The sequence below is a fragment of the Acidiplasma sp. genome, assembly GCF_038728925.1.
Taxonomy (GTDB): domain Archaea; phylum Thermoplasmatota; class Thermoplasmata; order Thermoplasmatales; family Thermoplasmataceae; genus Acidiplasma; species Acidiplasma aeolicum.
Genome location: NZ_JAVYSZ010000010.1, coordinates 1 through 13,675, shown reverse-complemented (window position 1 = coordinate 13,675; position 13,675 = coordinate 1). Strand labels below are relative to the sequence as shown.

General features: G+C 36.5%; 11 protein-coding genes and 1 rRNA gene. 7 read left to right on the top strand and 5 right to left on the bottom strand.

Features of this window, described 5'->3' with window-relative positions:
- Positions 1-2 precede the first annotated feature (2 nt).
- Positions 3-338: a nascent polypeptide-associated complex protein gene (locus QXW15_RS05065; RefSeq protein ID WP_048102071.1), complete on the bottom strand. Its 336-nt coding sequence runs from the start codon at positions 336-338 to the stop codon at positions 3-5.
- A gap of 171 nt (positions 339-509) precedes the next feature.
- Here QXW15_RS05065 and glnA point away from each other — a divergent pair, with 171 nt between their 5' ends.
- Complete coding sequence (glnA, locus tag QXW15_RS05060) at positions 510-1,835, top strand: type I glutamate--ammonia ligase (RefSeq protein WP_048102187.1); 1,326 nt, start codon at positions 510-512, stop codon at positions 1,833-1,835.
- Here glnA and QXW15_RS05055 read toward each other — a convergent pair.
- Positions 1,829-4,147 (bottom strand): valine--tRNA ligase, encoded by a 2,319-nt coding sequence (locus tag QXW15_RS05055; protein WP_048102072.1) that lies wholly within the window; start codon positions 4,145-4,147, stop codon positions 1,829-1,831. The genes glnA and QXW15_RS05055 overlap by 7 nt on opposite strands.
- 147 nt (positions 4,148-4,294) lie before the next feature.
- Between QXW15_RS05055 and QXW15_RS05050 the strand changes: the two genes are divergently transcribed.
- Complete coding sequence (locus tag QXW15_RS05050; RefSeq protein ID WP_048102073.1) at positions 4,295-4,618, top strand: hypothetical protein; 324 nt, start codon at positions 4,295-4,297, stop codon at positions 4,616-4,618.
- Between the two features lie 2 nt (positions 4,619-4,620).
- Here QXW15_RS05050 and QXW15_RS05045 read toward each other — a convergent pair whose 3' ends face one another.
- Positions 4,621-5,934, bottom strand: a complete 1,314-nt coding sequence (locus QXW15_RS05045) for a lyase family protein (protein ID WP_048102074.1) — start codon at positions 5,932-5,934, stop codon at positions 4,621-4,623.
- Positions 5,931-7,124, bottom strand: a complete 1,194-nt coding sequence (locus QXW15_RS05040; protein ID WP_048102075.1) for an argininosuccinate synthase — start codon at positions 7,122-7,124, stop codon at positions 5,931-5,933. Before QXW15_RS05040 ends, QXW15_RS05045 begins: the two co-directional genes overlap by 4 nt.
- Positions 7,125-7,246: 122 nt before the next feature.
- Here QXW15_RS05040 and QXW15_RS05035 point away from each other — a divergent pair, with 122 nt between their 5' ends.
- Positions 7,247-7,846, top strand: coding sequence for an ACT domain-containing protein (locus QXW15_RS05035; protein WP_048102076.1), 600 nt, complete (start codon positions 7,247-7,249; stop codon positions 7,844-7,846).
- Positions 7,847-7,989: 143 nt separating this feature from the next.
- Here QXW15_RS05035 and zfx read toward each other — a convergent pair whose 3' ends face one another.
- A complete protein-coding gene (gene zfx, locus QXW15_RS05030; protein WP_052656825.1) occupies positions 7,990-8,427 on the bottom strand; it encodes a zinc-containing ferredoxin in 438 nt (145 codons plus the stop codon).
- Positions 8,428-8,568: 141 nt separating this feature from the next.
- Here zfx and purM point away from each other — a divergent pair, with 141 nt between their 5' ends.
- The 4 genes from purM to QXW15_RS05010 form a co-directional block, all read left to right on the top strand.
- Complete coding sequence (gene purM / locus QXW15_RS05025) at positions 8,569-9,576, top strand: phosphoribosylformylglycinamidine cyclo-ligase (protein ID WP_048102077.1); 1,008 nt, start codon at positions 8,569-8,571, stop codon at positions 9,574-9,576.
- A gap of 58 nt (positions 9,577-9,634) precedes the next feature.
- Positions 9,635-9,988 (top strand): hypothetical protein, encoded by a 354-nt coding sequence (locus tag QXW15_RS05020; RefSeq protein WP_048102078.1) that lies wholly within the window; start codon positions 9,635-9,637, stop codon positions 9,986-9,988.
- 30 nt (positions 9,989-10,018) lie between these two features.
- A complete protein-coding gene (locus QXW15_RS05015; RefSeq protein WP_342790075.1) occupies positions 10,019-10,804 on the top strand; it encodes a hypothetical protein in 786 nt (261 codons plus the stop codon).
- 263 nt (positions 10,805-11,067) lie between these two features.
- Positions 11,068-13,675 (top strand): 23S ribosomal RNA (locus tag QXW15_RS05010); the annotation flags it as partial.

Sequence of the window (13,675 nt, the reverse complement as noted above, 5' to 3'; positions counted from 1 at the left end):
ATCTAGTTCTGAAGATCAATAATGGCCTGTGCAGGTTCTCCATCAGCCTTTTTTAAAGCCTCAATTGCCTTTTCCCTTGAAACCTTGGCCTGTTCCATAACAAGTTTTATATCATCCTCGTTAAATCCCTGACTTTCAGTTTTTGTTTTTTCAACCTCCTTCATCGTGCCAAGAACCTGAAATGTTCTCTGGCCCTGGGCCTCTATCATTGTAACCCTTGCATTCTCAATTACATAATCCTTATCTGTTCCTCTAAAAACAACCTCCTTTACGTCATTCATTTCCGTGGATTTTATTCCCATTTGGGACATCATCCTTTTAAGCTCTCTTGGGTTCATAAATATTAAATAATAATTACTTTAATTAATTTTTATGTTTTTGTATTGCATCGTTATATTTATTTTATTAATTATATATATAATTTTATTTTTTTAGGAATCATTATTTATTTTGCCAAAATGCTAATAAATAATCATAAAAATATATATCACATAAGTGTATATGGCTATATGCAGGATGAAGAGGCCGTTTTAGAAAGGCTTAAAAAGGAAGGTATTGAATTTTTGCAGCTGCAGTTTACTGATCTTATGGGCAATGTTAAATCACTAACTGTCCCAAAAAATAGGTTTGAGGACGTAATATATAATGGCATAATGTTTGATGGCAGTTCAATTCTTGGATTTAAAGAAATTCAGAATTCAGATATGAAGGCAGTACCTGAACTCTCATCTTATATACTTTTAAGCAATGAAAATTATGCAGGTAAAACTGTAAGATTTGTTTGCAAGATTTTTAATCCAGATGGAACAAGATTTGAGGGGGACCCAAGGTATATACTTGAAAGGCAGGTTGAAAGACTGGCAAAGGAAAATAAAACATATTATGTTGGTCCTGAGCTTGAATATTTTATTTTTGAACAGGACGAGGATGGAAATCCAACAGTATATCCAAGCGACCTTGGTGGATATTTTGACCGCGAACCCCTTGATAAATCCTTTACTGTAAAACAGGAAATACTTCAAAAACTTGAGGCTGTAAATTATTATCCAGAGGCATCACACCATGAGGTGGCATACGGTCAGCACGAGATTGATGTTAAATATTCCACAGCAGTTGAAATGGCCGACAGGATAATTATAATAAAAAGCATAGTCAAAGAAACAGCCAATGCCTATGGATACCATGCCACTTTCATGCCAAAGCCCATCAAGGGAATAAACGGCAATGGAATGCATGTACATCAGAGCATATTTTCAGGTGATGAAAACCTGTTTTACGATGAAAGAAATAAATATGGTCTCAGTGAGTATGCAATGCACTACCTTGGTGGAATTCTCCAGTATGTACCAGGTGCAGCACCGGTACTGGCATCAACAGTAAACTCATATAAAAGGTTAATACCTGGATTTGAGGCGCCTGTATATATTGCATGGGCAAATAAAAATAGGAGCGCACTTATAAGGGTACCGCATGCAAGCCCCAAGGGCAAGAGAATGGAATTAAGATTCCCGGATTCTGCAGGAAATCAGTACCTGCAATTTGCAGTAATCCTTGGCATGGGCCTTGAGGGAATAGAGAATAAGATAGAACCACCAGAACCCGTTGAAAAGAATATCTTTGAAATGAGCCGTGAGGAAAGAATTAAAAACGGTATAAAGTCGATGCCAGGGTCTCTTGGTCAGGCACTGGATGCATTCAGGGAAAGCACACTTATGAAAAAGATCCTTGGGGATTTCATGTATGATGAGTTTCTGAAGGCAAAGGAGAAGGAATGGGAGGATTTCAGATCACACGTTACAGACTGGGAAATTAAAAAATATTTAGATCTTTATTGAATTACATTTATATTTATATTTTCACCGCTGGTTATTTTTATGTTATTTATATGCATTAAATTTTTTATTATGTAACCATATCTGCCTATTTTTTCTGAATCTCCAGTAATATTTAATGAATCTATCGGTGCTGCCATTGATATTTTTAGGCTGCTTTTTAGTGCCCTGATACTATTTATAACAGAAATTATGTAATCTATATCATTTTCCTCATTAAATAGGTATTTATCATCATATTCCGGATATTTTTCAAGGGCTATGCTTATCGAATCAGGATGTATTTCGTGATATAATTCCTCTGTTATAAATGGCATAATTGGTGAGTACATTTTTAAAACATTTTCCATTATAAGGTAAGAAACTGCAATATTCTCATTTCTGTATTCCTCATTATCATTTTTGATAATTTCAAGGTAATTGTCACAGTAGTTGCTCCAGAAGAATTTATCGAGTGCGCTTCTTGCCTTCATAACCTCATATGCATCCATGTATCCTGTTACTTCCCTGACAGTTTTTTCATATTTGGACATTATCCACTTATTTACCGGAGATTTTATTATATTAATATCTCCCTGTATTTTTCCACCTGATATTATTTTTAGAAGATTTAATGAATTATAAAGCTTGATAACAGTTTTTTTGCCCCTTACAAGATCCTGCTCCCTTAATTTTATATTTTCACCAGGCATTGTGGTTGAACCCCAGAATCTGAGCGCATCAGCACCATATTTCTCTATTATATCCTTTGGCTCCACTATATTTCCCTTGCTTTTACTCATTTTCTGTCCAAAAGGGTCATAAACATTGCCGCTTATTGCAATTTTTTTCCACGGTATTTTATTGTAATGCAGGTAGGATCTTAATATGGTTGTAAATGCCCATGATGTAATAATGTCATGCCCCTGAAACCTGACATCCATTGGATACATATCCATGGAATTTATATGCGTTAAATATAACGTTGGGCTTATTGAAGATGTGGCCCAGGTATCCATAACATCCCTTTCAGGCTGAACATCATCAGAACCGCAGGCGGGGCATTTAATATTTTTATTTACAAGCCTGGGGTCCACAGGCAGATCCTTTTCATCTGCATAAATTATTGTTCCGCATTTATTGCAGTACCATACAGGAAATGGTATGCCAAAATACCTCTGCCTTGAGATGCACCAGTCCCATCTAAGTCCATTTACCCAGTTATCATACCTGGTTTTCATGTATTCCGGTATCCATTCTATTTTATCTCCAAATTCTAATAACTCCTTTTTTATATCCAGGTCTTTTATGTACCATTGTTTGCTTATACCTATTTCTATTGGGGTTCCACATCTTTCATGCGTATTTACTGAATGTTTAATTTTTTCTATTTTTATTATATAATTATTTTTTTTCAGCTCTTCAATAATTCTCTTTCTTGCTTCTTTAATCCCAATATTATCTAAATACCTTGAATCATTAAGTTTATCGTTCTTTAATATTATGCGTGAATCCAGATTATACTTCCTCCAGAGTTCAAGATCATTCTGATCACCAAAGGTACAAAGCATTTCTGCACCAGTACCGAAATTCATGTCTATTGATTCATCTGACATTACCGGAACCTCATTGCCATAGAGCGGCACCTTTATTTTTTTTCCAATTATATTCTTATACCTTTCATCACCGGGATTAACAAACACAGCCACACAGGCACCAAGCATTTCCGGCCTTGTTGTTGCAATTTCTATCCCATCAAAATTAACGTAAACAAGGTCCGTATCTATAATTGCATCCTTCATCTCTATCTGTGAAATGGCAGTTTTACATGTTGGACATCTTATATACGGCGCCTCAGCCCTGTAAGCCCTTCCAGATCTGGCAAGATCCAGAAATAACTTCTGGGACATTTTCATTGAAAAATCAGATGATGTGTCTATATAATCGTTAAATGATGCACTGAGGCCTATTGAGTACCATGCATCTGCAAGTTCAAGCTCTGCCTTTTTGCTCTCCTCCTTGCATATTTCTATATAATCACCTAATGGTGTATTTTCTATTGTAACATTCCTTGTTTTCTCCACGTATCTTTCTGTTGGTAAACCATTGTCATCAAATCCCCATGGATAAAATACATTGTAACCCTTCATTCTTTTATATCTGGCTATGAAATCCTGGTGTGGATAGGAATAAGCATGTCCAAGGTGCATTTTACCCGAGACCGTTGGTGGTGGTGTATCTATTGAAAAATTTTTATCGCCCTTTGTAAATTTAAAAACATTATTTTTTTTCCAGTAATCCCTCCATTTATTTTCCATGGATACTATGTCAAGCATATAAACTAAATCATTATCTTAATTAAATATCTTTTTAACGAATACCAATGAAGGGTGGCAAAAATATAATATAAATATAAACTTCTATAAAGTCTTATAGAAATATTTAAATAAAACTTTGTAATTAACTTTTTGGAGGTGTTCTCTATGGTTGATGATGTAATTATGGAAAAGAAAGCATCTGCCAAAAAGGACGCCGGCTATGGTATAGAGGAAAAGGATGTTGAAACATATACCATGCAGAATCTTAAGGGCATAGCCAAAGAAATAAGCATGACATGGAAATCCCATGGATTTACCATCGGGGATGTTAAGGGATTTATGCCATACTTAATGGCTGAAATATTTAACCAGTCTGGAGAAACGGATAATGAAATACTAGAATATATTGACACATACTTCAGGCCATCAGTTCTGGACTACCTTTACAGAATAAAAAACTCCAGAAAAATTGATGTATTTGGAAATTAAAACTAACTTTCAACTATTTTTTTAATTTTTTTAATAAAATCATTTATATTACTGTAAATAAATTTTTCATTTTCCCTTAATACATCATCCATTTTTTTGGTATCCAAATGATCCGTTTCTGCCTCTGGTATATAATCCTGTAGCTGAATGCCATTTCTTATCTTATTTCCAGTATCTTTATAGGCCTCCTTCCAGTTTTGTGTTTTATTGAACTCCAGTCTTGAATTATATGTTGCATATGTTGTATTTTTAATCATATTAATTGCTTTTTCTGAATCAAATTCAATACCATTAAAAAGTGCGGGCATGCCATTTAAAATAATTTTTAAATCTATTAAAAACGGGATGAATTCATCCTTAATTATTTGAAAATCCCTGTGATATCCTGGCGTTTTATTTATGGTGGTAGAATAAATCAATGATGCTAGAGAAATGGATCTGGAGACATAGCCCTGAAAAATTTCAAGAAAGTCTGGATTAACCTTATTCGGCATTAATGAGCTGCCCGTGACATATCCCGGTGGAAGCCTTATTATGCCCATCTCGTCACCTGAAAATATTATCAAATCCTGAAAAATTCTTGATATGTCTATAAGAAACTGATTTAATACAGATATTATATTTATGTATGTATCAATATACCTGGTTGATTCAAACAGCGGGTTCCTAATATTTTTTTTCATGCCAATGTATGATGCAACCTCACCAAAATCAACACCGGATACAGAACCAAATCCAGAACCATATCCCAGTGGTAATTCCAGAAGATCATTAAAAACATCATTAAGCCTGTAAAATGCTGATGTAAATATTTCTGATATATAATTAAGATATGTTGAATACCTTATGGGCATGGCCTGCCTAAAATGTGTGTATCCCGGTAAAACCCCATCCTGCCTTATATTATTTATTACCTTTACAGTTTCAAGAATGCTTTTCTGGAATGATAATAAAGTTTCCATTGCAAAAAAATTAAAATCTGTGTGCACCTGCTCATTTCTTGACATAAACATTCTAAGATTCCTGCCAGCCTCTCCAGCATTTTCAATTATATAATATTCCATATTGCCATGAACATCCTCCAGGGATTCATTTAGTTTTATGCCATCCTCATAGGCCTTTATGAGTGCAATGAATATTTTCTTTGCATCCTCTTTTTTTATTATTCCATGATTGTATAAATAAAAATTATACATTAATAGATGCAGTGCCTCATACCTTACCAGATAGGCATCTACATTTATGTCCTTTTTAACCATAAAATCATAGGCGCTGTTATCACCCTCTGATGCAGCGCTTCCTGACCATATCTTCATTCAATCACTTTTAGGGTTTTTTTCCTTGCAGCAGACCCAAGCACGGTATTATTTTTATAAATATCTATGAACCCCTTAGCAGAGTCCTGTTTAAATATGCTGTTGTCATAGCTGACTGTATCATAGTCGTATAGAGAATATTCACTATCGATGGTTTTTAATGATATATTGCCCTTATACAGGCCAAGCTTGATTTCTCCCTCTATGTATTTGTTAATGCTCTGCTCAAATGCATTAATATGCTCCATAACCGGATCATACCAGAGACCGTTATAAACATTGTTTGACCACTGAAAATCCATATAATTTTTAATGTCTGCCTCGTTTTTATTTAATATTAGCGATTCAAAAATTTTATGCGCTTTTAATATTAACACAGCAGCGGGGCACTCATATATCTCATGGCTTTTAATTCCTGTTACCCTGTTCTCTATATGATTTATAAAACCTATTCCATTCTCACCGGCAATTTTGTTTAACCTCTCAGTAATCTCCTTTAAACTATAATGTACACCGTTTATTGCACTCGGAATTCCATTTTTAAACTCAAGAGATAGCTCTGTTTCAATGTCTGGCGCATTTTTCGGCGGTGTTACCCACTCATAAACATCGTCCTCAACAGGATTGGTAAGTTTTTCAAGGTTTGAGCCCTCTATTGACCTACCCCAGAGATTCTCATCAACAGAATACTTGCCACCGTATGTAATATTTATGCCATGTGATTTTGCATATGCTATTTCATCGGGCCTGTTCATATTCCAGTCCCTAACCGGTGCAATTACATCAATATTATTATTTAAAGCTTTAATTGTCACCTCAAACCTTACCTGGTCATTACCCTTACCGGTTGACCCGTGTGCTATTGTACTGCAGCCATATTCCTCTGCATATTTAACGGCCTTCTCAGCCATTAGCGGCCTTGCAATTGCAGTTGAAAGCGGGTAATCGCCATAAAAGCCATCTGCATATATCTCTTTTTTAATGTATTTTTCAGCAAATTCATTTTTAACATCCTCGACTATAGCATCTGAAACACCAAGTGAAATTGCCTTTTCCTTTATCTCATCAAGGTTACTGTTTCCTATGTTCAATGTTAATGTCACAACCTCCTTTTTTAAATTTTCCTGTATCCATTTTGCCATGACAGATGTATCTAATCCTCCTGAATATAATAATAATACTTTCTCCATAGGAATAAAAATATTGTTTTTATATTTTATATTTTTTGTAAAAAATTATCAAATAACCATATTTGGTATTATAAAATATAAAATCATGTAAAAAATTATATTATTGAATTAAATTATATATTATGGTTGAAAAAAGATTAAGAAGGGGGAACGTTGAGAGTGCTGTTAGAAATTATCTTAAAAGGAATCCTGAAATATTAATATCAATGAGAATGGGCATTGTTAATGTCAGCAAGCTTGCAAGAAAGATATACAATGAAATGAATGGTTATAATATAATATCAATAAGATCTGCCCTAAATAAAATGTCCATGGAAAACACAGGCGACGATTTTACCTCTCATATTAATAAATTATTATCAGAAAGCAAAATAACGCTCCAGGATAAAATTATGGTAATTACCACAACCAGAAAGCTTGAAAATTTAAATTATTTATCTGCAACATATCTAACAGATTCAATAGTTTACATAATAGATGAAACTAAAAATAAATTATCAGAAATACCAAAAAATGCCATAATAGAAAAAGATGTAAGTTCAATACATATATTCTCCTCACCAGAGATAATTAAAACTCCTGGTTTTGTCATGAAAATAAACGAAAAATTATTTTCAGCAGAGATCAATATATTACAGTTAATTTCATGCTCAAATGAAACCATAGTAATAGTAAAAAGGTCAGACGGAATAAAGGCTTACGAGGCTTTAATATCTCAATAAAATAACAAAATATATGCAATAGAATTTTAGACCTGACGTTAAAAATGTGCCACCCCAAGGATAATTAATATTAAATCAATTTTCTACTCACATAAATATCGAAATTATACTTCATTTTATTATTAAATAAAAATAATAAAAATTTATTCTGGATTTACCTTAATTGCAAGTGTCGGGCAAACGCTTTCACATGCCATGCAAAATATGCACTCGCTTTCCCTTACAGGGTCACATTTATCTGTTCTGTATTTATCCCATAACTCCTTATCATCCTTTGAGATGGGCTTATCGTTTCCTGTACCTGACTGGCCCGGATTTAATTCCCATTCAAACAGGGATACAGGACAAACATCCATGCAAGCGCCATCTGCTATACATGCCTCCCAATCAACACCCACAATGCTGCCATGGATACCAAACTTTGTTGGGTATGGCTTTCCATCAGCATCCATCCTCTGTATGCCCTCAGCCCTAACCTTATGTCCTTTGTGCTCTCCTGTTACAGGGTAATTCTGTTCATCGTTTATATAGTTTTGATCTATAGGCTTTGGCTTATAATCCAGGGTTTCTAACTTAACCACTCATTATCACCTAATTCGATAATACATATATTACTTAAAATATTTTTCCTTTTAACAAATTAATATACAATTACATGCAGATTAAAAATTTAAATATAGTAAAAATATAAAAATCTTTATTTAATAATGTAATATCTAATCATGCAGGGTAAAATTTTAGATAGAAAAGCCCAGGGCGAGTTTGTTACAAACTTTTTAAGGCAAATAAAGTTTAAAAGGGAAGATTTTAAAACCGTAAACCCTCTAGGTGGTTTCACATCTATTATTGATCTCGGCAATTTTTACCTATCATTTAATAATGACGGTGTTGGTACCAAAACTATTATAGCTGAGGAAAGTGGTAAGTTTAATACACTTGGCATTGACTGTGTGGCAATGAACGTTAACGATGCAATTACAACCGGAGCTGAACCAATAGCCATGCTAGATTATATCTCCTTAAAGGATATAGATAATGAGGTTGCAAAACAGCTCGGTGTAGGTTTTAATGTTGGGGCTCAGATTGCAAATATTAACATTGTTGGCGGAGAAACAGCAATAGTGCCAGATCTTATTAATCATATAGATATTTCTGGCACATCCATAGGAATACTTCAAAAAAGTCAGATGGTTACGGGGGAAAGAATCTCAGACGGCGATATAATAATGGGATTAAAGAGCAGTGGCCTTCATTCAAACGGGTTCACCACTGTGAGAAATATTATCAAAAGCTCTGGACTCAAATACGATGAAAATTTTCCGGGAGAGAATAAAACAGTGGCAGATGTATTACTTGAACCGACAAGGATATACGTCAGGGAAATTTTAGATGCATTGAACATAGTTAACATAAAGGGCATGGCAAATATAACTGGTGGGGGAATAAAAAATATAACCAGAATGAAGGACATGAAATATGTTATAGATAACCCCATAGAACCACAAAACGTTTTTATAAAATTAATGGAAATTGGAAATCTTACCTATGGGCAAATGTATGAAATATTTAATATGGGCATAGGCTATGTCGTAATAATAGATGAGGAAAGTAAACGCGACTTTATGAGCATAATGAAGAACCGTGTTGAAGTTCAGGAAATAGGTCATGTTGAGAACGGTTCAGGAATATCAATACCAAAATATTCTATTGAATTTCACGGTTATTATTAATTTTTTTAGCGTTATTAAATACAATTAGCTTAAATTTTGTTATATATTATGGTTTATTATGAAGGTAGCGTGTGTTGTAGATGAGGATAATATGTTGAGCCCACTGGAATATGGCAGTTCCATATTTTTAATAGATGACGAAACAAAAAAGATTGAGGAATATGAAAATCCTGGTTATGGCAGAACCCATGGTGGCAGGGAAATAGCAATGGCCGGAATACTGTCATTAAATCCTGATGCCTTTATTGTGACAGAAAATTCTCTATGCCCTGGGTCATATCAGATGTCATTTGGAAAGGTAAAGTATATAGTAACCGAGGAACAGCCGATATCAGATGTGATAAAAAATTTAAAATCCCTTGAGGAAAAGGCAGTTACGGAGCTTGAGCCAATCCTATACAGGGAGCATTAATTTTTATATTTTTTTAAAATATTTATTTTTATGAACCCTGAAGAAATTCTTGATGATGAAATTTCATCTGCCACAGTTATCGCAGGCAACATAATAAAATGGTTTATTGAATATAAAGGCAATGATTATGATTTATATCTGAATAAATTCCGGGAAAACTATTATGGTATGGGTATAATAGAGTACACATGCAATTATTTATCAGGCTATAATGGAAAAATTTCAAAAATAGAGTATGCAGGTAAATTGTATGATTTAATTAAAAAGGATACAGATTCCTCTGTAAGGTTTTCAGCCCAAATTTTTAACAGAAAAGTTTCAGTTGCAACAATTAGCTACAGCTCCATGGTTAGAGATGCCATTATTAATAACATGGATAAAATTAAACAGGTATATATTATGGAAAGCGGTCCAGCTTTTGAGGGTATATCACTTTATGACAATTTAAGCAGCCATGGAATTAAAACCATCATAACCACAGATTATTCATATTACGAGATCGGCAAATCAGCAGACATTCTATTACTGGGTTCAGACCTTGTGACTGTTAATGGGGATCTTGTACATAAAAATGGAACCTTTCCACTTGCACTTACAATGAATTATTTTAATAAACCTGTATATTCTTTAACCACCTCAGAAAAAATAAGCAATAATTTTAACGAAGTTGATTTTCATCGGATTAAAAATCATACAAAAATAAAGGGGTTTATCAATAGGTTTTTTGATTATACATACGGCACTTTAATTACTGGATATATATATGAATATGGCTTTATAAGGCCAAATGAAATAATGAATAAATTATATAAATAATTATATATTTATATTTTATTTATTAATTTATGCCAATTTTTTAAGGTAAAGTCAGAAAAAAGTCGTTTTTAGCCCTATTGTTTTTTATATGGTTAAATAACAGCGCCCAGGCCCCATAAATTTCACCTACTTTTTTATCAAAATATTTATATCGTTGAAAGTAATACGATGTATACCAATAAAACATGCACCTATTAATGTAATATTAATAGGGAAGGGCGAGGTTATTTTATAACCAATGATACCGGATAATACAAGCAAGATAGATTGTGTATCAAAACTGCTTGGGGGATGGTTTGGTTTGAGTACCGATGAAGGACGTGCCAAGCTGCGATAAGCCTTGGGGAGGCGCATGGAGCCATAGATCCAAGGATCTCCGAATGGGACTTCCTGTATTTTCACTCCGAAAGGAGGGGGAACCCCGGGAATTGAAACATCTTAGTACCGGGAGGAAAAGAAATCAATCGAGATACCGTGAGTAAAGGCGATCGAAAGCGGTAAAGGGCAAACCGAATCTTCTCTGAAAAGAGAAAGAGATGTGGAGTATGGACCTTTCCCAATGCCTACTCTAAGAATTTTAAAAAGCTGGAAAGCTTTGCCATAGAGGGTGATAGCCCCGTGAAAGTAATTAGAGAAGCTATGAGGAAAGGTATCCTGAGTACCATGCGTCGTTATTCGCGTGGGAATGCGGGTGGCATAAACATCCAACCCTAAATATAACTCAAGTCCGATAGCAAAGAAGTACCGTGAGGGAAAACTGAAAAGCAACCCGGAAGGGCTGTGAAAAGAGCCTGAAACCAAGCAGTGAAAACTTTATAGGGCATAAAAGGAATGATCTCGAAAGAGTGACCAGTGTTCTATAGTCCGTGTTGAAGAACGGGCCAGGGAGTTGCGATGGCTGGCAAGGTTAATTCTAAAAGAAGAAACCGTAGCGAAAGCGATTACTCGCACCGTAAGGGAGGAGTAGCGTAACAAATGCGTTTAGTCAGCTGTGGCAGACCCGAAGCCGCTCGATCTATACCTGAGCAGGTTGAAGCTTAGCGAAAGCTAGGTGGAGGACCGAACCAGTTCTGATGTGCAAATCGTTTGGATGACTTGGGTATAGGGGTTAAAGGCTAATCTAGAGTGGCAATAGCGGGTTCCCCCCAATACTACCCGCAGGTAGACCTCAGCGGAGATATCTTGTGAGGTAGAGCGACCGATTGGGTGGTTAGCAACCGAAAGGTTGCGCCACCTTGTCAAACTCCGAACTTGCAAGAATCGTAGATGCTGGGTGCTAGTGCATAGGGATAAGCTTTATGCACGTGACGGAAACAACCGAGACTAATGTTAAGGTCTCTAAAATTGACTAAGTGCGATTTAAAGAGGTTTATGACCCAAGACAGTGGGGAGGTTAGCTTAGAAGCAGCTATCCTTTAAAGAGTGCGTAACAGCTCACTCACCGAGGTTATATGCCTCCAAGATGGACGAGGCTAAAGTCAATTACCGATACATTAGACCACCGAAAGGTGATGTGGTAGGGGGGCGTGCTGTATGGATAGAAGTATCTTCGAGAGGAGGTATGGACCGTACAGTATCGTGGATCCTGGTAAAAGTAGCAGAATAGAGTGGTGAAAATCCACTCCGCCGAAAGGGCAAAGGTTCCTTGGCAATGTTCGTCAGCCGAGGGTTAGCCGATCCTAAGGTCACCCCTAACAGGAAGTGATCGAAAGGGAAACTGGTTAATATTCCAGTGCCTCAGGTGTTTTGCCATATATGTTAGCTTTGGGATAGCAGAAGTGTGCCTGTCTACACATTGGCATTAATAAGCGGATGGAGAGTTGTAATGACGAGAAGTCCGTGAAAAAATGTCGGTTCCCTTATGGGAATTTCTGCAAGTCCCGGAGTCCATGAAAAACTTATATGGGTCAAGCCTGAGTTCGTACCAAGAACCGACACAGGTGCCCCTAGATGAGAAGTCTAAGGCGTTTGGGAATAATGGATGTGAGGGAACTCGGCCAAATAGTCCCGTATCTTAGGTAGAAGGGATGCCTATCCAGAAAGAGGATAGGTCGCAGTGGCAAGGGGACCCCGACTGTTTACCAAAAACACAGACCACTGCTAGTTCGTAAGGATGTGTATAGTGGTCGAAACCTGCCCAGTGTTGGTACCTGAAAGCTCCGTTCAAGGAGAAGAAGGGCCAATAAACGGCGGGGGTAACTATGACCCTCTCAAGGTAGCGTAATACCTAGCCGCTTAATTGGCGGCTCGCATGAAGGTTCAACGAGAGTCCCACTGTCCCCACATTCAGCCCCGTGAAATTAATGTACTGGTGCACAATCCAGTCTCTCCCACATGAAAGCGAAGTCCCCGTGGAGCTTTACTGCAGCCTGTGGCTGTGACGCGACTCTCAATGCGTAGGGTAGGAAGGAGTCTTAGAAGTTTCGGTTGTGGCCGGAATGGAGACGACGATGAAACACTTCCCTTTGAAAGTTGCGTCACTAACCTTAAAAAAGGGACAACTATTGGTAGGCAGTTTGGGTGGGGCGCCACGCCTCTAACAAGATAACAGAGGCCTCCAAAGATTAGCTCAGGAGGGTCAGAAATCCTCCGTAGAGTATAAAGGCAAAAGCTAGTTTGACTGTGTTCCAGCCAATAGGGAACGCAGATGCGAAAGCAGGGCTTAGCGAACCACCTTGTCCCCTCTTTATGAGGGCAGGTGATAAGAGAGAAGTTACCCCAGGGATAACTGAGTTGTCCTCGGCAAGAGTACACATCGACCCGAGGGTTTGCTACTTCGATGTCGTCTGTTCCTATCCTGGTGCTGCATAAGACACCAAGGGTGGGGCTGTTCGCCCATTAAAAGGGATCCTGAGATGGGTTCACTACGTC